Origin of the sequence: Pseudideonella sakaiensis, from assembly GCF_048320135.1 — a bacterium.
Taxonomy (GTDB): Bacteria; Pseudomonadota; Gammaproteobacteria; order Burkholderiales; family Burkholderiaceae_C; genus Ideonella_A; species Ideonella_A sakaiensis_A.
The window spans coordinates 211,389-231,507 of record NZ_CP182947.1; the positions used below are offsets into that span (position 1 = coordinate 211,389).

Annotated in this window: 15 protein-coding genes; 3 read left to right on the plus strand and 12 right to left on the minus strand. The window is 67.6% G+C overall.

The window, feature by feature from the left end; genetic code table 11:
- Window positions 1-6 precede the first annotated feature (6 nt).
- Genes ACNH6H_RS00965 through hemC form a run of 3 tightly spaced genes read right to left on the minus strand, consistent with a single transcriptional unit; the run spans window position 7 to window position 2,987 of the window.
- A complete protein-coding gene (locus ACNH6H_RS00965) occupies window positions 7-1,155 on the minus strand; it encodes a uroporphyrinogen-III C-methyltransferase (RefSeq protein WP_418314853.1) in 1,149 nt (382 codons plus the stop codon).
- Entirely contained in the window at window positions 1,152-2,009 is an 858-nt protein-coding gene (locus ACNH6H_RS00970) for a uroporphyrinogen-III synthase (RefSeq protein ID WP_418314854.1), read from the minus strand. The genes ACNH6H_RS00965 and ACNH6H_RS00970 overlap by 4 nt, the downstream gene beginning before the upstream one ends.
- Before the next feature lie 3 nt (window positions 2,010-2,012).
- Complete coding sequence (hemC, locus tag ACNH6H_RS00975; protein WP_418314855.1) at window positions 2,013-2,987, minus strand: hydroxymethylbilane synthase; 975 nt, start codon at window positions 2,985-2,987, stop codon at window positions 2,013-2,015.
- A 140-nt stretch (window positions 2,988-3,127) separates the two neighbouring features.
- Here hemC and ppc point away from each other — a divergent pair, with 140 nt between their 5' ends.
- Entirely contained in the window at window positions 3,128-6,001 is a 2,874-nt protein-coding gene (ppc, locus tag ACNH6H_RS00980; RefSeq protein WP_418314856.1) for a phosphoenolpyruvate carboxylase, read from the plus strand.
- A 125-nt stretch (window positions 6,002-6,126) separates the two neighbouring features.
- Here ppc and ACNH6H_RS00985 read toward each other — a convergent pair whose 3' ends face one another.
- The 3 genes from ACNH6H_RS00985 to ACNH6H_RS00995 form a co-directional block, all read right to left on the minus strand.
- Complete coding sequence (locus ACNH6H_RS00985) at window positions 6,127-7,155, minus strand: M12 family metallopeptidase (RefSeq protein WP_418314857.1); 1,029 nt, start codon at window positions 7,153-7,155, stop codon at window positions 6,127-6,129.
- A gap of 95 nt (window positions 7,156-7,250) precedes the next feature.
- Window positions 7,251-8,057, minus strand: coding sequence for a LytR/AlgR family response regulator transcription factor (locus tag ACNH6H_RS00990; protein WP_418314858.1), 807 nt, complete (start codon window positions 8,055-8,057; stop codon window positions 7,251-7,253).
- Window positions 8,054-9,262, minus strand: coding sequence for a sensor histidine kinase (locus ACNH6H_RS00995; protein ID WP_418314859.1), 1,209 nt, complete (start codon window positions 9,260-9,262; stop codon window positions 8,054-8,056). The genes ACNH6H_RS00990 and ACNH6H_RS00995 overlap by 4 nt, the downstream gene beginning before the upstream one ends.
- A gap of 158 nt (window positions 9,263-9,420) precedes the next feature.
- Between ACNH6H_RS00995 and argH the strand changes: the two genes are divergently transcribed.
- Window positions 9,421-10,836, plus strand: a complete 1,416-nt coding sequence (gene argH / locus ACNH6H_RS01000) for an argininosuccinate lyase (RefSeq protein ID WP_418314860.1) — start codon at window positions 9,421-9,423, stop codon at window positions 10,834-10,836.
- 30 nt (window positions 10,837-10,866) lie between these two features.
- Here the strand turns inward: argH and ACNH6H_RS01005 are convergent, their stop codons facing one another.
- Window positions 10,867-11,715: an FG-GAP repeat domain-containing protein gene (locus ACNH6H_RS01005; protein WP_418314861.1), complete on the minus strand. Its 849-nt coding sequence runs from the start codon at window positions 11,713-11,715 to the stop codon at window positions 10,867-10,869.
- 124 nt (window positions 11,716-11,839) lie between these two features.
- On the opposite strand from ACNH6H_RS01005, the gene ACNH6H_RS01010 reads away from it, so the two are divergent.
- Window positions 11,840-12,733, plus strand: coding sequence for an alpha/beta hydrolase (locus ACNH6H_RS01010; protein ID WP_418314862.1), 894 nt, complete (start codon window positions 11,840-11,842; stop codon window positions 12,731-12,733).
- A gap of 738 nt (window positions 12,734-13,471) precedes the next feature.
- Here ACNH6H_RS01010 and ACNH6H_RS01015 read toward each other — a convergent pair.
- The 5 genes from ACNH6H_RS01015 to flhB all read right to left on the minus strand — a co-directional run bounded on the left by ACNH6H_RS01015 (window position 13,472) and on the right by flhB (window position 19,928).
- Window positions 13,472-14,185, minus strand: a complete 714-nt coding sequence (locus ACNH6H_RS01015; RefSeq protein WP_418314863.1) for an RNA polymerase sigma factor FliA — start codon at window positions 14,183-14,185, stop codon at window positions 13,472-13,474.
- 17 nt (window positions 14,186-14,202) lie between these two features.
- Entirely contained in the window at window positions 14,203-15,021 is an 819-nt protein-coding gene (locus tag ACNH6H_RS01020) for a MinD/ParA family ATP-binding protein (RefSeq protein ID WP_418314864.1), read from the minus strand.
- Window positions 15,022-15,053: 32 nt separating this feature from the next.
- The gene (gene flhF, locus ACNH6H_RS01025; protein ID WP_418314865.1) at window positions 15,054-16,619 is read right to left on the minus strand and encodes a flagellar biosynthesis protein FlhF; all 1,566 of its coding nucleotides are present in this window, start codon (window positions 16,617-16,619) and stop codon (window positions 15,054-15,056) included.
- 61 nt (window positions 16,620-16,680) lie between these two features.
- Window positions 16,681-18,768 carry a flagellar biosynthesis protein FlhA gene (gene flhA / locus ACNH6H_RS01030; protein WP_418314866.1) on the minus strand — a complete coding sequence of 696 codons (2,088 nt, stop codon included), beginning with the start codon at window positions 18,766-18,768 and terminating at the stop codon, window positions 16,681-16,683.
- Window positions 18,765-19,928 (minus strand): flagellar biosynthesis protein FlhB, encoded by a 1,164-nt coding sequence (gene flhB, locus ACNH6H_RS01035; RefSeq protein ID WP_418314867.1) that lies wholly within the window; start codon window positions 19,926-19,928, stop codon window positions 18,765-18,767. The genes flhA and flhB overlap by 4 nt, the downstream gene beginning before the upstream one ends.
- Window positions 19,929-20,119: the final 191 nt, after the last annotated feature.

Consider the following 20,119-nt stretch of genomic DNA (forward strand, 5'->3'; position numbering starts at 1 on the left):
GCCCCTTCAGCGTCCGGCAGCCGCGGTCAATGCGGCGAGCGAATCGTCCGGCAGCGGTATCGTGCCCTGGCGCGCCTGCCCGGCGATCTGACGCAGCAGATCGAGCGCGAGCTGGCTGCGCCGCGACGTGGTGTCGAAATAGCGCTCGATCGATGACATCGCGGTGCGCAGGTCGCGCTGTGCGGAATCGAACTGCCGGCTGAGCAGCGACAGGCGGGCATTGAGCAGGCGCAGCTTCAGGTTCTCGCGCAGGAAATAGGCCTGGTCCGGCGCAATCAGCATCGCTTCCGGATGATCGATCTGGCGAACCCGCAGCAGCGAACGCACCTCGGCCCAGACCTGCTGCGCAAAATTGTCGATCGCGCCGAAGCCTGCCCATTGTGGCCACCACGATTGCGCATCGCTGGCCGCCGCATCGGCCAGGCGGGCCGCCGACGATGCGGCATTGGCGCCGCGCGCTGCATTGCCCGCGCGGCGCGGTTCGGGCGACGACAGCAACGGCAGTTCATCGACCATGCGCACCGCCTCGTCGAGCTTCAGCAGCAAGCCGCCGATATCGGCCATGCTGACACTGCGGATGCGGTCGAGGTCGCGGGCAATCGCACGGCGCACGCCTTCGAGGCGCGGCTGGTTGTGGCGTGCCAGCCGCTCCTCGGCCTGGCGCAGCGCCGAAACCAGCGGCTCGGTGCTGCCACTGAGCAGGCTTTGCTGCTGAGCCACGCGCAATGCAGACTCGATCTCGACAACGATGTTCTCGTCGCGTGAGCGCGACAACGAGACGATCAGCTCGTCGAGCTGGCCACGCTGCACGCCGACTTCGGCCAGGCGGGCTTCGAGCAGCGAGACCTTGGCCACCGATTCGCGCAGACCGTCGAGGGTCTGCTGCGACAACATCCGCGCCTCGGTCGCCTGCTGCTGGATGTCGCGCTGGCGCAGCACCAGCTCCTGCTCGAGCAGTCTGACCCGCTGATCGGCGCGCCATGCCAGCGCGAGCCCGGAGACGGCGACGACGCCGGCAACAACGATGAAGATGATCGGCACGACACCCGCGCGCACGGCGGCTGGCCGTGCGGCATCCGGCGTCTGGCCGGGCCGCGCGACGATCGGTCGATCGGGGCTGTTCGAGGGGGGCGGCGGGATGTCGGTGTCGCTCACAAGCTGCTGCGTGAGGCACTGGAAAGATCCAGCGTGGGCCATGATTGTATGCAGGCAGCCACATCGTCGATCGCTGGCCGCGATTCGACGACCTCCGCAAAGCCTGCAGCGCGTGCCCTTTTGGCGATCCGCGGGTGCGTGGCGAGTGCGCTCGAGCGTGCCAGTGCGCTGCCGAGCATGTCGCGCGACGCCACGCCGCTGGCGAGCAGATGGTCGATGGCCTCGCTGCTGCTGAAAAACCACAGATGCCGCTGCGGTTCTGCAAGCGCCACACCAATCAGCTGGCGGATCGCTTGCGGCAACGCCGCCGCGCCGCGCCGATAGGCGGCGAGCCACGACACCTCGGCGCCGGCCTCGCGCAGCCGGCTTGCCAGCCAGTCACGGCCGCCTTCGCCGCGGACGATCAGCACCCGCCGATTGCGCCATGGCATGTGCTGCAGGCGCTGCCACAGCGATTCGGAATCGAAGCTCGGCGCATCGGCCGCCGGTTCGACGATCCGGGCGTCGCCGATGCCCTGGTCACGCAGCACCGCGCTGCTGCCCGGACCGGGCACCGCTGCCAACACGCCATCGGGCCAGTCACGGCCTGGCGGTCGCCGCGCAAAAAAGCGCGCCACCGCATTCGGGCTGACAAAAAACAGCATCGCATAGTCGGACAGCGCGGCCCAGGCGGCGTCGACAGCGGCCGGATCCGGCGCATCCTCGATGCCGAGCAGCGGCACCGCAACCGCGTCGATGCCGCGTTTGCGCAAACCGTCGACCCATGGCCCGGCCTGTTCGGCCGGTCGCGTGACGATCACCCGACGGCCGATCGGCCGTTGCTGTTGCGGTCGAACGGCGTCGTCTGTCGGCACCGTTCAGCCACCAGCCAGATACTGGGCGGCGCCGGCATCGCGCAATGCCTGCGCGGCGGTTTCGCCAAGCCGGCGCGCCGCGGCTTCGTCAGCGACCTCGGCGGCGCATTGGTGGCGCAGCAAGGCCATCGCGGTGTGATCCGGATGGCCAAGCGCGACGCCGAGCCGCAGCTGTTCGCCATCCCACTGCGCATGGGCGGCCAGCGGCATGCTGCAACTGCCGCCGAGCGAGCGCGAGACGGCACGTTCAGCGGCCACCGCCAGCTGCGTCGGCCAGTCGATCAGTTCGGCGAGCATCTCGCGCAATTCGGTGTTGTCGCTGCGCACCTCGATGCCGAGCGCACCCTGGCCGGCGCACGGCAGCATCGTCTCCGGCTCGAAAATCGAACGGATCCGCGATTCCAGCCCGAGCCGCTTCAGGCCGGCCGCGGCCAGCACGATCGCGTCGTATTGGCCTTCGTCGAGTTTGCGCAGCCGGGTATCGAGGTTGCCGCGCAGCGGTTCGACACGCAGGTCGGGCCGCAGATTGCGCAACTGCACGACGCGACGCAGGCTGGAGGTGCCGACCAACGCACCGTGCGGCAAGGCATCGAGATCGGCAAAATGCCGCGAGACCAGCGCATCGCGCGGATCCTCGCGGGCCAACACGGCGGCCAGTTCGAAACCCTCCGGCAGCTCCATCGGCACGTCCTTCAGCGAATGGACGGCCAGCTCGGCGCGCCCTTCCTCGAGCGCGGTTTCGAGCTCCTTGACGAACAAGCCCTTGCCACCGACCTTCGACAACGCGCGGTCGAGGATCTGGTCACCCTTTGTCGTCATGCCGAGCAGTTCGACCTGCTTGCCGAAACGATCCGTCAGCAGTTGCTGTACATGCTCGGCCTGCCACAGCGCGAGTCGGCTCTCGCGGGTGGCGATCCGCAACGCAGTGGTATTGCCGGCAACGCCGGCCGGGGCGGGGTCTTGGTCGGGTGCGGACATCACTCGATGCTAGCAGCCGTTTCGAGGACCGGAACGGACTGGCCCGGCGCTTGCAAGCACTGTCTGCCGCCACCCAGCGAACCGCTCCCGCGCTCATTTGTTAGGATACCGCGGTTGGTAACTAAATTACATCGACGACCATGGCCCGCAAGACCGTTGAAAGATCCGTTGCCAGCCCTGCTGCCCGGCGCCGCCCTGCCCGTACCACTGGCAAATCCGTCGACAGTACAGCCGAAGCCGCCGACAAGAACCGGCCGCTGGTCGAGGACATCCGGCTGCTTGGCCGCATCCTCGGCGACGTGATCCGCGAGCAGGAGGGGCAGGCGGCATTCGATCTGGTCGAGCGGGTTCGCCAGTTGTCGGTCGCCTACCGGCTGAAAAGCGACGCCCAGGCCGGCCGCGCGCTCGATCGCCTGCTGAAGAATCTGAGCGGTGACCAGACCGTCAGCGTGATCAGGGCGTTCAGCTATTTTTCGCACCTGGCCAATATCGCCGAGGACCGCCACCACATCCGGCGCCGCAACCACCATGAGCGCCAGGGCCATCTGCAGGAAGGCTCGCTGGCACTGGCGATGGAGCGGCTGGCCGATGCCGGCATCCGCGGCGACGAGATCGCCAGGATGCTCGGCCATGCCTATATCTCGCCGGTGCTGACCGCCCACCCGACCGAGGTGCAGCGCAAGAGCATCCTCGACGCTGAACGCGCGATCGCCGCGATGGTCGAGCAGCGCGACGACCTGGCCAGCGAGCGCGACCTGGCCGCGAATGAGGAGCGGATCCGCGCCCGCGTCACCCAGCTGTGGCAGACGCGCATGCTGCGCACCTCGAAGCTGACCGTCGCCGACGAGATCGAGAACGCGCTGTCGTATTACCGGACGACCTTCCTGCGCCAGATCCCGCGCCTGTACCGCGACATCGAGGCCGCCCTGCCCGGTCATCCGATCGCGCCGTTTTTCCGGATGGGCAACTGGATCGGTGGCGACCGCGACGGCAATCCAAACGTCTCCGCCGAGACGCTGGAGATGGCGCTGGCCAGGCAATGCGAAACCGCACTGCGCTTCTACCTGACCGAGGTCCATGAACTCGGCGCCGAGTTGTCGATCTCCGATACGCTGGCGCCGATCTCGCCGGCATTGCGCGCGCTGGCAGAGGCCTCGCCGGATCACAGCAGCCACCGCACCGACGAGCTCTACCGCCGCGTGCTGATCGGCATGTATGCACGGCTGGCGGCGACGCTGCGCGAATTTACCGGCACCGAGGCACTGCGCCATGCGGTTGCGCCGCAGAACCCCTACCGCAGCGCCGACGAGATGCTGGCCGAACTGCAGGTCGTCGAGGATTCGCTGGTCGCCAACCACGCGCAGGCGCTGGTCGAACCGCGTCTGCGGCCGTTGAAGCGTGCGCTGCAGGTATTCGGTTTCCATCTGGCCACCGTCGATCTGCGCCAGAGTTCGGACAAACACGAACTGGTGGTCGCCGAACTGCTGCGCACCGCGCGGCTCGAGGCCGATTACAGCGCGCTCGACGAGGCCGCGAAGCAGCAGCTGTTGATCGGCCTGCTGAACGATGCGCGGCCGTTGCGTGTGCACGGCAGCCAATACAGCGAGCATGCGCTGCATGAGCTGGCAATCTTCGAATCCGCAGGCCGCATGCTGGCGCGTTATGGCCGGGCTGCACTGCGCCACTACATCATCTCGCATACCGAAGCGGTCAGCGACCTGCTCGAGGTGCAGCTGCTGATGAAGGAGACCGGGCTGCTGCTCGGCACGCTCGATGGCGACGGCGACGCCGCTGCGGTCGGCGCGCTGGTCGTCGTGCCCTTGTTCGAGACGATCGGCGACCTGCGACAGGCCTCGCAGATCATGCGCGACTATTTTGCGCTGCCCGGGGTCTCCGGCCTGCTGCAGCGTTCGGGCAGCGAGCAGGACATCATGCTCGGTTACAGCGACAGCAACAAGGACGGCGGCAGCTTCACCAGCAATTGGGAGCTGTATTGCGCCGAGCTGGCGCTGGCCGAACTGTTCGGCGAGCTCGGTCGCGAACACGGCATCACGATGCGGCTGTTCCATGGCCGCGGCGGCACCGTCGGCCGCGGCGGCGGCCCGAGCTATCAGGCCATCCTCGCGCAGCCGCCGGGCACCGTCAACGGGCAGATCCGGCTGACCGAACAGGGCGAGGTGATTGCCTCGAAATATGCCCATCCGGAGATTGGCCGCCGCAACCTCGAGACACTCGTCGCAGCGACACTGGAGGCGACGCTGCTGCACCCGACCAAAAGCGCGCCGGCCAGCTTCATCGAGGCGGCCGCCGCGATCAGCGACGCCAGCTTCGCCGCCTACCGGCGACTGGTCTACGAGACGCCGGGCTTCACCGACTATTTTTTCAGCGCAACGCCGATCCGCGAGATCGCCGAACTGAATCTCGGTTCGCGGCCGGCGTCACGCAAGGCAACCCGCGAGATCGAGGACCTGCGTGCGATCCCGTGGAGCTTCAGTTGGGGCCAGTGCCGCATCACGCTGCCCGGCTGGTGCGGCTTCGGCTCGGCGATCGACGAGTTTCTGAAGGACGATGGCCAGCGCGAGCAGCGGCTGGCGCTGCTGCGCCGCATGCACAAGCAGTGGCCGTTTTTCCGCACGCTGATGTCGAACCTCGACATGGTGATCGCGAAAAGCGATTTCGCGATCGCCGCGCGTTATGTCGAACTGGTCGAGGACAAGAAGCTCGGCAAACGCATCTTCGGGCTGATCCAGGCCGAATGGCAACGCACCAGCGACGCATTGACGCTGATCACCGGCACCGACCAGCGGCTGGCGTCGAACCCGGCGCTCGCGCGCTCGATCGAGCACCGCTTTCCGTACCTCGATCCGCTGAACCACCTGCAGGTCGAACTGCTGCGCCGCTACCGCGGCCATGTCGGCGATCGCGAACAACCCGACCCGGCATTCGCGCGCGTGCGCCGCGGCATCCACATCTCGATCAACGGCATCGCGGCGGGGCTGCGCAATACTGGCTAGGGGATAGGCCCACCCCCGGAGCGGCTGACGCCTTCCACGCTCTCGCAGCGCTCGAGCGGTTCGGCAGGCGTTCCGGCCTGCGCAGGCAGGCCGTCTCGTCCGGCCTCACCCCCCCTCGGGCCGTGTCACGCGCTGCGCACCCGGATCGAATATTCGCCGGTGCGGGCACGGCTGTAGTGGCGGATCTGCACGAAATACTCGCCTTCGACCAGCGCGCCGGCGATCCGTGCATTGAGGCGCACGCCGCTGTCGTCGTCTTCGGCAATCACGTCGGTCTTGCTGTCCGGGCCGAACAGCTTCATCACGACATCGGTCGGGCCCTGGGTATCGATGATGTATCTGCCGCCGTTGTCAACACGGAACCGGAACAGGTCCTCCTCGCCCGGCTTGCCGATGCTGGCCCTGGTGCGGCGCCGCGCGTCAACGGTCAGCTCGACCGCATCATCGACGGTCGGCGCGGTTTTTGGGTAGGCCTGCGCGCTGGCGATGAAGGCCTTGTCCATCGCCGACATTTCCTCATTGGCCCGCGTGCCGATGCCGTTGGTCGTCCAGCTTGCCGGGAAGAAATACAACATGATCGATTTCGGATCGAACTGGGTGCCGCGGATCTGGTCGACGCTGTATTTCCTCAGCACGTTGTGACGGATCGTCGATTCGTCCCAGTTGTTCGGCGGGCCTGCCAGGCTCTGCAAGACCACCGGCTCATTCCACTGGATGCCGCCGGCCGGGTTCTGGTGCTCGTGGCCGAGGCCGATCGCATGGCCGAATTCATGCGCGGTTGTGCCGCCGTCCATGAAACCGAGGTTCATCGTCGGCTGGTTGAACGGGATGCTGCGGTTGTCGGTGCCGATATACGACCATGCGCCATCGTTAGGATCGAAGGCGATGCGGATTTCGGCATCCGGCGCATCGTTGAAATCGAATTTCAGGTTCGCATGCGCCGACCACCAGCCGGCCTGCTCACGAACCTTGGCCCGCTGCTCGGCGGTGCCGCCGAGAAAACGCACGCGCAGCGTGCTGCCGTTCATCCACATCTTGCTGGCGACCAATATCGCACGCAGGCTGCCGCCGCGGCGAACAGTCGACTGGAATCGGTGTGTTTCGGTCGGCAACAGGCGGTCGATGCAGACCTTGGGTCGGTCGGTGCTGGCCATCGTGATCTCCTCGCTTCGCGGGCTTCAGAGCCATTGAACTTACGCCGCGATCGAGGCCCCGTCTACCCGGCAAACTTGGGGGCTGCTGGCCTGTTTCAGTGGCCGGCGGCGAGCAGCGCATCGCGTACCGCCTGTACCTGCCGCCGCGAGACCGCCAGCCATTCGTCGACCTCGGCGATCAGCACCGCCCACGATTCGCCGCCGTCGTCATCACCACCGGCAACGACGCGGCGTTCCAGCGCGCGCACCGCGCTGCGGGCAACCAGCGCATTGCGGTGGATGCGCAAGAAACCCGGGCCGAGGCGGGTTTCCAGTTCGGCCAGCGACTGGTCGTGGACCAGACTGTGGCTCGGTGTGCGCACCGTGACATATTTCAGTTCGGCCTTCAGATACAGCACCTCGTCGAGCGGCACCCGCACGACACGCCCGCGATCTGTGATGACGATGGCCGGCGGATCGTCCGGCGCGGCAGTGCTTGCGGCCGCTTCGCCGCTTGGCCGGCGGCGCAATGCCAGCTGCTCGGCAACGCGTTGCAGCGCGGCCAGCAGCCGCTCGCGGCGCACCGGTTTGGTCAGATAGTCGGATGCGGCAAGTTCGAAGGCCTTCAGCGCATGTTCGGCATGGGCGGTGACAAAAATCAGCGCCGGCGCGTCGTTGCCAGCGGCGCGCCGGAGCGACGCGGCGAGTGCGACGCCGTCGCGCCCGGGCATCGCGATGTCGAGCAGGATCAGGTCGCAGTCGTGGTCCGCGAGCCAGGCTTCGGCCGCATCGGCATCGGACGCTTCGCCCACCACCTGGCAGCGCGGCTCTGCATTTTCCTCGACCAACTGGTGCATTCGCCAGCGCGCAGGCTCCTCGTCATCGACGATCAGGACACGCAGTGGCGGCATCGGCACTTTCATCTCGGCACTCCGCCGGCCGGCCGACTCGACGGCGTGCCCGGGGTGGCGGTGGCGGGCGCGCCGGCATGTCGGCTGCCGCCGAGCGGCACCGCCAGCTGGACGCGAAATTTCTGCCCGTCGGCCTCGATTTCGAAACGCGCCGCGATGTCGTGCATCAGCTGCAGCCGTTCGCGCACATTGTCGACCGCAATGCCCTGCCCCGCGGTCGAACGCCCGGGCGCGGCAGCCGGCAAGGTATTCGTGATCGACAACCACGCAAAACCATGGCGGACACGGCTGACGATGCGGATCACGCCGCCGGCCGGATCCGGCTCGACGCCATGGCGCACCGCATTCTCGACCAGTGGCTGCAGCAGCAACGGCGGCACCCGCGCATGGGCCGCCGCCGGATCGAGCTGCCAGACCACCTGCAGCCGCGATCCGAAGCGGATCTGCTCGATCGCAAGGTAACGTTCGGCCAGCGCGATCTCCTCGCCGAGCGTGACGACGCTGGCATCGCTGGCCAGCGCGACGCGGAACAGCTCGGCCAGATCCTCCAGCAAGGCTTCGGCGCGTTGCGGATCGCGCCGGACCAGGCCGAGCGCGCTGTTCAGCGTGTTGAACAGGAAGTGCGGCCGGATCCGCGACTGCAGCTCGGCCAGCCTGGCCCGCGTATCGGCCGGCAGGCGGCCGCGGTTGCGCTGCTGCAGCCATGAGGTCAGCAGCAGCGCGAGTGCCGCCCCACTGGCCACCGACGCATACCACGGCGCCAGCGGGATCAGCCCCTGGCCGGCCCATTCGAGCAGGGCCCAGCCAGCACCTGCGCTCAACGCGCCGAGCAGCGTCGAGACCCCGCGCTGCCCGGCCATGCCGAGCGCCGCCAGGCGGCGCCGCAGCAGACAGGTGGCCGACAGCCACAGCAGCAGCGCCGGCATCGCCAATGCGGATGCGAAGGCAAGCCGCAGCGCCGCATCGCCGGCATCGGCGGCAACAAACAGCACGCCGAGTGCCAGCACGACCTCGACGAACAGCACCGCGCGCAACACCATGCCGACGTGGCAGACGTCGAAGATCGCGTCATCGACCGCCACCGCCGCCGGCGGGCGCTGGCCCGCTTCGTCGAACAGCCGCGATTCCGCGGTATCGGCCCAGGCCGATGGTTCGCCACGGGGACGCGGCGACGCTGGCGACGCATCGACGGGTGGCGGCGGCGAAGGCGCGGTCATCGGATGGCGGGCAGGTCGGTGCTGGACGGGGCCAAGAAAGGGGCTCGATAGAATCCCGGATCCACATTGTCGCCAATGTGCGCACACCAACCGGCACCGAACCGTGGCTGCCGGTGGTTCCTTCTGCCACGAAAGCGCCGCCGAGGCCGCTGCCGCCCATGTCCGCCAATCAACTCGACAAGAAATCCGAAGCCTGGTCCGCCCTGTTCTCCGAGCCGATGAGCGAGCTGGTCAAGCGTTATACCGCCAGCGTCGACTTCGACCAGCGGCTGTGGCGTGCCGACATCGAAGGCAGCCTCGCCCACGCGGCGATGCTCGAGGCGCAGCAGATCATCAGTGCCGACGATCTGGCGGCAATCCGTCGCGGCCTGGCGCAGATCCGCGACGAGATCGAGGCCGGCCGCTTCGAATGGAAACTCGACCTCGAGGACGTGCATCTGAACATCGAGGCGAGGCTGACGCAGCTGGTCGGCGACGCCGGCAAACGGCTGCACACCGGGCGTTCGCGCAACGACCAGGTCGCCACCGACGTGCGGCTGTGGCTGCGCGACGAGATCCGATCGATCGGCGGGCTTCTGAGCGAGCTGCAGCGTGCGCTGGTCGAGGTTGCCGATGCCAACGCTGATGTCATCCTGCCCGGCTTCACCCACCTGCAGGTCGCTCAGCCGGTCAGTTTCGGCCACCACCTGCTGGCCTATGTCGAGATGTTTGCGCGCGACGCCGAACGGATGGCCGATGTCGAGCGCCGCACGAACCGGCTGCCGCTGGGTGCCGCGGCGCTGGCCGGCACCAGCTTTCCGCTCGATCGCGAGCAGGTTGCGCGCACGCTCGGCATGGTCGATGCGAATGGCGAGCCGTGCATCTGCCAGAACAGCCTCGATGCGGTCAGCGACCGCGATTTCGCGATCGAATTTACTGCCGCCGCCAGCCTGTGCATGGTTCACGTGTCGCGGTTCAGCGAGGAGCTGGTGTTGTGGATGAGCCAGAACTTCGGCTTCATCGACCTCGCCGACCGCTTCTGCACCGGCAGCTCGATCATGCCGCAGAAGAAGAATCCGGACGTGCCGGAGCTCGCCCGCGGCAAGACCGGCCGCGTCGTCGGCCATCTGATGGGCCTGCTGACGCTGATGAAGGGCCAGCCGCTGGCCTACAACAAGGACAACCAGGAAGACAAGGAGCCGCTGTTCGACACCGTCGACACGCTGAAGGACACGCTGCGCATCTTCTGCGAACTGGTTGCCGGCATCACCGTCAAGCGCGAGGCGATGGAACGTGCAGCCTTGCGCGGCTATGCGACCGCAACAGACCTCGCCGACTACCTGGTCAAGAAGGGTCTGCCGTTCCGCGATGCGCACGAGGTTGTTGCGCATGCGGTGAAGGCGGCGATCGGCCAGGGTGTCGATCTGAGTGAGTTGCCGCTGGCAACGCTGCAGGGCTTCCACGCATCGATCACCGACGATGTCTTCGAGGTGCTCAGCCTGGCTGGATCGTTGAATGCGCGGCAGGTACTCGGCGGCACCGCGCCGGCGCAGGTGCGTCGGCAGATCGAGCGGCATCGGCAGCGGCTCGGCTGACCGCGCAGCTGCCGGCGGCTGACGCGAGCCTCAGCGCCGGCAGCTCGTCAGATCGATCAGGCGCCGCCCGGCCCGGCCGACCAGTTCGACGCGGCCATCGCTGTGCGGCTGCAGCGCGCCTGTCAGCGCCTCGTCGAGCGGGCAGCTGGCGGTTTCGACCAGCCGGCCGTCGGCGAGCGCGACGACGCGCAGCCGTTGCCGAGCGTTGTCCGGCACGACCAGGCTCATCCGGCCGTTGACTGCCAGCGGGGTCGACAAGCCGAGTTCGGCAGAACCGTAGACATGGTTCGAGAAGCCGGCCAATGCCGCGATCTCGATCAACTGGTCGCCCGATTGGCGGTAGACCTTCAACGTGCCGCCGATGTGTGGTGTGAGCACCGCGGCGATTTCGGCCTGGCCGTCGCCGTCGAGGTCGGCAACGCCGACCGGATTGAGCCAGCGCATCGACCGGCCGACCGGTGCCGACTGCGCCGCCGGCAGCAGCCGATCGCCGTCGCGGCGCAGCAGCATCAACCGGGCGCCGCCATCGCGCCCGCTGACGATCGTCAGCAGCTGCGGCTCGGCACCGGCCGACAGCGTCACGATGCGCGGCTGCAAGTCCTCGAAGACCAGCTCCTTCGGCAATTCGAACTGCAGTTGCCGGCCGCTGCCGGTGGTCGCGCTGACCCGCGCATATTCGTGCGGCTTGCCGAGCGCAAAGTGGCCATAGCGGTCGACCGGGTCGAGGTAGGCCGCGGCAACGATGGCGTCGCCCCGCATCGCCGCGTCGGCGGCCGCGGCCGGCGGCAGTGCAGCCAGCAGCAGCCAGCTGCCGGCCAGCATCGCGAGCAGCAGCCGTGCGCCGGGCACGGCATCGAAAGGTCGGTCGGGAAGTCTCATGCGGATGGTATTTTGATCGTCGAAAGAGATCGACCCCGCCCAACGCCGATCGTTCACGGCGCGCGTTCGATGCATCCACGACGCGCCCTGCTGCGTAACAGCACGGATGCCACCGAAAGCCCTTATGTATCCCCTGCTTGTCATTGCCACGGCGACGCTGCTTGCGGCCTGCGCGTCGCCGATCGCAACGCTCAATGCCGTCGTCCCGGAGCGCAGCCGGTTCACCCAAGGCATCGCCTATGGCGAGCATGCGCGGCAGCGCCTTGACGTCTACCGCCCTTCGGGCGCCGCACCGGCGAGCGGTTTGCCGATGGTCGTATTTTTCTACGGCGGTTCATGGAACACCGGCGAACGCGCCGATTACAAGTTTGTCGGCGAGGCGCTGGCCGCGCGCGGGGTGCTGGCGCTGATCGCCGACTACCGGCTCTACCCGGAAGTGCGTTATCCCGATTTCCTGCGCGACAGCGCACGCGCCCTCGCCTACGGTTTGCGCCATGCAAGCGAACTCGGCGCCGATCCGCAGCGGGTGTTCGTGATGGGCCACAGCGCCGGCGCCTACAACGCGGCGATGCTCGCGCTCGACGGCCGCTGGCTGCGCGTGCAGGGCTCGGACCCGAAGCAGTTGGCCGGCTGGATCGGCCTGGCCGGTCCCTACGATTTTCTGCCGATCAGCAATCCCGACGTCAAGCCGGTATTCCACCACCCGGACTATCCGCCGAACTCGCAGCCGATCGACTTTGCCGGCCCTGGGTCACCCGCTGCCTTCATCGGCGCAGCCGGTGACGACACATTGGTCGACCCGCAACGCAATGCGGCCCAGATGGCCACACGGCTGCGTGACGCCGGCGTGCCGGTGACCCAGCGGGTTTACCGACGCGTCAATCACGTCACGCTGCTCGGCGCCTTTGCCTGGCCGTTGCGCTGGCTGGCGCCGGTTCTCGACGATGTGGCCGATTTCGTCGTCACCGACGAACCACGTCGCGTTGCGCTGCCGGCATCGACAAACGGTGCGCGGTAAAGCCAGACCGGCTTGCCGTCGACCGCTTCGATGCGGGCGTCGGGCTGCAGGCCGGTGGCAGCAAATTCGAGGCTGACCAGCCAGGCGCCGGGTGCCAGTTCCTGCCGCGCCTTCGCCACTGCGCGCGCCATGCTCTCGGGCCGCTGGAACAGGTAGACCATCTCGAAGCCGGACCAGTCGGCACGCCAGATGTCGGCCCGAAACACCGTCGCGAAGCGGCAGCGCAGGCGGCAGGCGATCGTCAGCGGCCAGCTCCATTCGAGCCCGGTCAACCTGGCCTGCGGATAGCGGCGCTGCAGCTCCGCCAGGCCGGCGCCAAGCCCGCAGCCGGCGTCGACGATGCGCGCACCGGGCGCCAGCGGCGCGATTTCTGCAATGCCGCGCAAGGCAGCTTGCGGAGTCGGGAACAGCGGTGCATCGCGCCAACTGGCGAGTGGGTACAGCAGCAGCAACAGCAGCAAGGGGGCGAGCCAGGCGAGCGCCGACCAGCCGGTCAGGCTGCCGGCGGCGAGCAGCGAGACCGGAAACCCGGCCGCGATGAAGAGACGGCGCCAGCGCGTGCCGGCAGCCAGCGCGGCCACTCCGGCCAGGCCTGCGGCAATCAATGCTGCAAACGCCGGCTCCACCGCGATCTGCGCGAGCTGGCGATAGACGATCCACGCCGCCAGCCAGACCAGCAGGGCCGGCAAAGGCCATCGAAACGCCAGGCGCAACATCGGGCGGCTGGCGCGGCTTCGTTCAGAACTCGCGCAGCTTCACGCGCAATCGTGCGATCGACTGGCTGTGCAGCTGGCAGACGCGCGATTCGGTCACCTTCAGCACCGCGGCGATTTCCTTCAGGTTCATGTCGTGTTCGTAATACATGCTCATCACATACTGCTCACGCTCGGGCAGCAGCTTGATCGCCTCGACCAGCGCCTCGCGCATCCGATGATCCTGCAGCTGCGCCAGCGGATTCAGCGACTCGTCGGCGACATGGCGATCGAGAAAATCGTTGTCGCCGTCATCGCCCGACATGTCCTCCAGATAGACCAGCTGCGTGCCGCGAACCTTGCCGAGCAGTTCCTGGTAGTCGGCGAGCGACAGCCCCATCTCCTTCGCGATCTCGCTTTCCTGCGGCGCCCGGCCGAGTTTCTGCTCGAGTTTGTGCACCGCGGTCTCGATGCTGCGCTGGTGCTTGCGGGTGCCGCGCGACAGGTAGTCGTTGCCGCGCAGTTCGTCGAGCATCGCACCGCGGATGCGTTGCGTCGCGAAGGTTTCGAACTGCACCCCCTGGTCGCTGTCGAAGCGGCTCAAGGCATCGGTCAGGCCGATCATGCCGACCTGGATCAGGTCGTCGATCTCGACGTTGGCCGGCAGCTTGGCGATCATCTGGTGCGCCAGCCTGCGCACCAGCGGGCTGTACTGCTTCAGCATCGTATTGACGTCGAGACGACCTTTTGCGGTGTACATGCGCTACTCCGGGTAAATCAGTTCAAAGCCATCGCGGCATCGGTGGCCCGGTAGGCCCTCGCGACCGCCGATGACCAGGCAGGATCAGCCTGTGGCGACGCCAGCGCCGAAGGGGTTGCCGAGCGGATCACGCCGCGGGCCCAGGCCAGCAGCGCCTCGTCGCTCGCCTCGTGGGGCGGGCAGGCGGGATCGACGCGCAGCGTCTCGCGCAATGCGGCGGCAAGAAAATCGTCGGCACAGCGCGCCAGCTGGCGGATGATCCGCTCGGCCCGGCGCGACTGCCGGCCAGCGCTGAGCAGCAGGTCCTGCACCGCATGGCCGCCGCGCTGGCTCAGCAGCTTGATGTTCGAATAGGCGTGGGTGACGCTGGCCGGATGTTCGTCGGCAAGCACCAGCGGCTGGGCGCAACGGGCCGGGTCGGCGCGGCCGAAGATCCGGCACAGGTCGGTCGCACCGGCATGGACCAGCACGATGTCGGCCTGCGGGCAGGCATCGGCGGCGGCGTGCAGAAAACCGGTCGCCGAGCCATGGGTGTCGACAAAACGCAGCGGCAAGCCGCGCGCCGCCAGGTAGGAGACGTCGGCCGACAGGGGCTCGACGCATTCGCCGAGTTCCATCACCGACCACTCCTTCGGCTGCGGCGCGCGCTCCGCGGCGTCGACGACCAGCGTGTGGGCGCCGTAACTCGCCAGCGCGGTGCAGATGCGCTCGAGCATCACGCCGCCGAATGTCATGTGCGGATTCGATGCCACCGGCAGAAAACGTGCCTGGGTGCGGGCAAACAGCCGGCGCAGGCCATCGGCCTGGTCTTGCGGGCGACGAAGGGATTCGGTCATGGAGGCTGGGTCAGTGGGCGGTCGGTCGTCGATCAGGCCTGCATCGCGGCATCGCGGCCGTTCTGGCGCAGCGGCGGCTGGTTCTGCGGCGCGCAGAACACCAGATTGACTTCGTCGGCAGCGACCTTCCAGGCCGGTGCGGCAACTGCACGCACCGCGCGCTGCACCAGCGCATGGGCCGACAACCGGTGCCAGTCCTCCGGCACCCGCTGGCCGTTGGCAACGGCCAGCACGGTCAGGCGATGGCGGATGATCGCGTCGAGCGCCGGGCCGAGCTTGACCGCCTCGTCGATCTTCGACAACACGATGCCGCGCGCCTGGTTCGCCTGGTAGGACACCAGCACGTCCTCGATCGTCTCGCCCTGCGCGGCCGCATTGACAACCAGCAATTTCTTGATGCTGCGGTGCGACAGCATCTCCAGCAATTCCTTCGTGCGCGCGTCACGCTGCGCCATGCCCGCGGTATCGATCAGCACCATCTTCTTGCCGGCGAGCAGCTCGAGCAGGTCCTCCAGCGACGCGCGGTCGTGCGCGGTATGCACCGGCACGCCGAGGATGCGGCCGTAGGCGCGCAGCTGCTCGTGGGCCGCAACGCGGTAGGCGTCGAGCGTGATCAGCCCGAGGTTGGCCGCGCCATGTTTTGTTGCAAAGGCAGCGGCGATCTTGGCGGTCGTCGTCGTCTTGCCGACGCCGGTCGGGCCGACCAGCGCCAGCACGCCGCCCTGGTCTTCCAGCGGCGCCTGGTGCTCGGCGGTGTGCAGATTGCGCTCCAGCACCGCCGCGGCCCAGCTCGTCTCGTCGCTGACTTCCGGGCCCATGCCTTCGGCAAGCTTGCGGATCAGCGCCGGCGAGAAGCCGCAGTCGAGCAGCCGCTGGCTGAGCCGCGCCTGCGCAGGCTGGCGCTGCATCTTCTCCATGAAGGCGAGCGCGCCGAACCGCTCCTCGATCAGACCCTTCATCGAGCGCAGCTCGTTCATCATGTCCTGTTGATCGCGGCGGCCCTGCGGCGCAGCGGCAGCTTCGCCGAAGGCGGCCGACCGTGAATCGTCGAAACGTTGCGGCATCGACAGTTCATCGCGCAGCACCGGCGGCTCGCGGCGCTGGCGCACCGGCTGCGCCGGGGCCGCAGCCGCGGCCCGCGCCGCGGCCGGCTCGGCGCGGCTGCGCGAGCGCTGCGGCTCGGCGGGCGCCGGTGCCGCGGCGGCCTGGGCCTGTGCGCGCATCTCGGCTTCGCGTTTTTTCAGCATCCGCTCGCGCACATAGTCCTGGAACGACAGCGTGCTCATCGCCAGTTGCTGCACGTCGGATTCGACCGGCGTGGCGGCCGGGCGCATCGGCTCGATGCGCTCGCTGGCACGCATCGCGGCGCGTGCCTCGAGCGGCAACCGGGCCGGCCGCGACTCGCCGGCCTGCGCCGACGCAGCGCCGCTGGCGGCAATCCGCTCGATGTGGGCGACGCTTTCCGGCGCCATTGCCATCACCTCGATGCCGTCGTCGCAGGGTTTGGTCGACAGCACCACCGCATCCTCGCCGAAGGCCTGGCGGACCAGGTTCAGTGCATCACGCGACGTGCGCGCGGTGAATCGTTTGACGTTCATGCAGTGTCTCCGGTGCATGCCTTGCGGCGCTCGATCGGTTGGTGATGGCGGGCGGCGTCTCTCATGCCGTACCGCCGATCACCGAGCCGATGCGGATCGAATGGGTATCTGGGATTTCGCTGTGGCCGAGCACCTTCAGGCGCGGCGCGGCACGTTTGAGCAGCCGCGACATCGGCGCGCGGATCAGGTCCGGCACCAGCAGACAGGCCGGCAGTCCGAGGTCCTCCTGGCGGCGCGCCGATTCGCTGGCACTGCGGCTGAGGGTTTCGGCAACGCCAGGGTCGAGCGCCGCGCCATGCGGTGAATTGAGGGCTTGCGTGACCAGCCGCTCGAGATCGGGTTCGAGCGCAATGACGTCGAGTTCGCGCACCGGCCCATAAATCTGCTGCAGGATCGCCGGCGCCATGTGGATGCGGATGCGCCGCGCCAGCTCGGCCGGATCGGCCACCGTTGCGGCCTCCTCGGCCAGGCTCTCGATGATCGAGCGCATGTCGCGGATGTGCACGCCTTCTTCCAGCAACAGCTGGAGGACCTTCTGCAGTGCGGCGATGCCAACCATTTTCGGAACCACATCCTCGATCAGTTTGGGGGCCAGCCTGGTGACGTGGTCGACCAGCTGCTGGGTCTCGACACGGCCGAGCAAACGGGCCGCATGGAGCTGCATCAAGTGTGAAAGATGGGTCGCGACGACAGTCGAGCAATCAACGACGGTAAATCCGGCCATTTGGGCACTTTCGCGCTGCCGTTCCTCGATCCACACCGCCGGCAGGCCGAACGCCGGATCGGTCGTCTTGGTGCCGATCAGCTGCGTCGTCGCGCCGCCCGGATTGATCGCCAGCAACATGCCCGGGAAGGCCTCGCCTTCGCCGACCACCGCACCACGCAGCGTCAGCCGGTACATGCTCGGCTTCAGCTCGAGGTTGTCGCGGATGTGGACCGACGGCGGCAGGAAGCCGACGTCCTGCGCAAACTTCTTGCGCACACCCTTGATGCGCGCGAGCAGGTCGCCTTCGCGGGCCTTGTCGACCAGCGCGATCAGGCGGTAGCCGACTTCCAGCCCGAGTGTGTCGACCGGCTGCAGATCGTCCCAGCTGGCCTCGCCGTTCGCCTCGGGAGCGGCAGCCGGCGCCGGCGGCGGTGCCGCCTTCGCACGTTGCTGGCGGCGGTGCATGCTCCAGGCCGCGTAGGCGGCGCCGCCTGCAATCAGCAGGAAGACCAGGTGCGGCATGCCCGGGATGACGCCGAGCAGGCCGATCACGCCGGCGGTGATCGCCAGCGAACGCGGCGATGCGAATACCTGGGCCGCGATCTGGCTGCCGACGTCCTGCTCCTTGCCGACCCGCGAGACGACCATCGCCGCCGCAACCGAGATCAGCAGCGACGGAATCTGCGCAACCAGCGCGTCGCCGACGGCGAGCAGCACATAGGTGCTGGCGGCCTGCGATGCACTGAGGTCGTGCTGGAGAACGCCGATCACGAATCCGCCGACGATGTTGATCAACAGGATCAGCAGGCCGGCCATCGCGTCGCCGCGCACATATTTGCTCGCGCCGTCCATCGAGCCGAAAAATTCCGCCTCCTCGCCGACTTCGCGGCGGCGGCGCTTCGCTTCCTTGTCGTCGATCAGGCCGGCATTCAGGTCGGCATCGATCGCCATCTGCTTGCCGGGCATCGCATCGAGCGTGAAGCGCGCGCCGACTTCGGCGATCCGCTCCGCGCCCTTCGTGATGACGATGAAGTTGATGACGACCAGGATCGCGAAGACGATCAGGCCGACCGCAAAATTGCCGCCAATCAGGAAGTGGCCGAAGGATTCGATCACCGCGCCGGCCGCGCCCGGGCCGGTATGGCCTTCGATCAGCACGACCCGCGTCGATGCGACGTTCAGCGACAGCCGCAGCAAGGTGGTCAGCAGGATCACCGTCGGGAAGACCGCGAAATCGAGCGGCCGCACCATGTAGGCGGCGACCACCATCACCATCAGCGCCATTGCGATGTTGAAGGTGAACAGCAGGTCGAGCGCAAAAGGCGGCAGCGGCAGCACCATCATCGCCAGCACGAGGATGATGAACAGCGGCGCCATCAACGCCCTGGCGGCGCTGCCGTTGGCGCCGACCATCGTCTGCAGCTTGATCAGCAAGGGATTCATGCGGGTTGCTCCGTTGCGTCGGTCTTGTCGTGGTGGGGGTCGAGTTCTGGCGGCACGTCGAGCGTGGGCAGTGCGGGCGGCATCGCGGCCTTGCCGGCCATCGCGGCACGCAGCTGGTAGACGTAGGCGAGCACCTGGGCGACCGCGCCGAACAGCGCGGCCGGAATCTCGCGGTCCAGTTCACCGTGCGCATACAGCGCACGCGCGAGCACCGGCGCCTGCAGCACCGGCACCTTCGATTCCTTCGCGAGGTCGCGGATCGCCAGCGCGATCAGATCGGCGCCCTTCGCGACGACGCGCGGTGCACCCATCTTCGCCTCGTCGTATTTCAGCGCGACCGCATAGTGGGTCGGGTTCATCACGACGAGGTCGGCGCCCGGCACCGCGGCCATCATCCGCTTGCGCGAGGCCTCGCGCATCAGCTGCCGGATCTTGCTCTTGATCTCCTGGCTGCCTTCGGCCTGCTTGTGCTCCTGCTTGACCTCGTTGTGGCTCATCTTCAGCCGCGACAGGTGCAACCAGCGCTGCAGCGGCGCGTCGACCAGCGCAAAGGCGGCGATCACCAGCAGCATGAACATCAGCCCGTACAGGATGGTGCTTGCCATGTGGCCGATGGCGGTCGGCAGCGCCATGCCGAGCATCGCGGCGAAGTCGAGCACGTGCAGCTTCAGGTAGAAGCCGCCGACGGTCGCCAGCAGCACCGCCAGCAGACAGGCCTTCAGCGCGTTGATGAGTTGCTGCTTCTGGAAGATGCGCGGCAGCCCGGTGATCGGATTGAATTTGGAGAATTTGGGCTGCAGCGCCTTGATGCTGAAGTTCCAGCCACCGACCGCCAGCGAGGCGGCCACCGCGACGCTGGCCATCAGGATGCCCAGCGGCAGCACGACAACCAGCAGCTTCAGCACCAGTTCATTCAGGCGCTCGGTCATCGCGCTGGTCTGCATCACCATCGCCGAATCGAAGCGAAGCGCCTCGGCCAGCAGCTGTTTCAACCAGTCGGCCAGCTGCGGCGCCAGCACGAACAGCGCCGAGCCGCCCGCCGCGATCGCCGCGAAATGGCCGAAATCCTGCGACCGCGGCAGGTTGCCGTCCTCGCGCGCCTTCTTGATCTTGCGCGCTGACGCTGGTAATGGTTTGTCTTCTGTACCTTGGTCGGCCATGGCGGAGCACCACCTCCCGGTGCTCCACGATTGTTCTCGGCAGGCCCCAAAACTTGAGCCGGAAAAGCGGCTGCCAAGCCACGTTGTTCTACGCATCGGTCTGTTTCGCCAAACCACCGGCCAGACCACATCGTGAAAAAACGCCGCGCCAAGCAAAAAACTCCGAGACAAGGGAAAATACCGGTCTTGGC

Excerpts from the sequence above, each read along its gene's own strand:
- ACNH6H_RS01005 (WP_418314861.1), bottom strand. The coding sequence starts at position 11,715 with ATGAGACTTCCCGACCGACCTTTCGATGCCGTGCCCGGCGCACGGCTG.
- ACNH6H_RS01015 (WP_418314863.1), bottom strand. The coding sequence starts at position 14,185 with ATGTACACCGCAAAAGGTCGTCTCGACGTCAATACGATGCTGAAGCAG.
- ACNH6H_RS01010 (WP_418314862.1), top strand. The coding sequence starts at position 11,840 with ATGTATCCCCTGCTTGTCATTGCCACGGCGACGCTGCTTGCGGCCTGC.
- flhF (WP_418314865.1), bottom strand. The coding sequence starts at position 16,619 with ATGAACGTCAAACGATTCACCGCGCGCACGTCGCGTGATGCACTGAAC.
- hemC (WP_418314855.1), bottom strand. The coding sequence starts at position 2,987 with ATGTCCGCACCCGACCAAGACCCCGCCCCGGCCGGCGTTGCCGGCAAT.
- ACNH6H_RS00985 (WP_418314857.1), bottom strand. The coding sequence starts at position 7,155 with ATGGCCAGCACCGACCGACCCAAGGTCTGCATCGACCGCCTGTTGCCG.
- ACNH6H_RS00990 (WP_418314858.1), bottom strand. The coding sequence starts at position 8,057 with ATGAAAGTGCCGATGCCGCCACTGCGTGTCCTGATCGTCGATGACGAG.
- ppc (WP_418314856.1), top strand. The coding sequence starts at position 3,128 with ATGGCCCGCAAGACCGTTGAAAGATCCGTTGCCAGCCCTGCTGCCCGG.
- flhB (WP_418314867.1), bottom strand. The coding sequence starts at position 19,928 with ATGGCCGACCAAGGTACAGAAGACAAACCATTACCAGCGTCAGCGCGC.
- ACNH6H_RS00995 (WP_418314859.1), bottom strand. The coding sequence starts at position 9,262 with ATGACCGCGCCTTCGCCGCCGCCACCCGTCGATGCGTCGCCAGCGTCG.
- argH (WP_418314860.1), top strand. The coding sequence starts at position 9,421 with ATGTCCGCCAATCAACTCGACAAGAAATCCGAAGCCTGGTCCGCCCTG.
- ACNH6H_RS01020 (WP_418314864.1), bottom strand. The coding sequence starts at position 15,021 with ATGACCGAATCCCTTCGTCGCCCGCAAGACCAGGCCGATGGCCTGCGC.
- flhA (WP_418314866.1), bottom strand. The coding sequence starts at position 18,768 with ATGAATCCCTTGCTGATCAAGCTGCAGACGATGGTCGGCGCCAACGGC.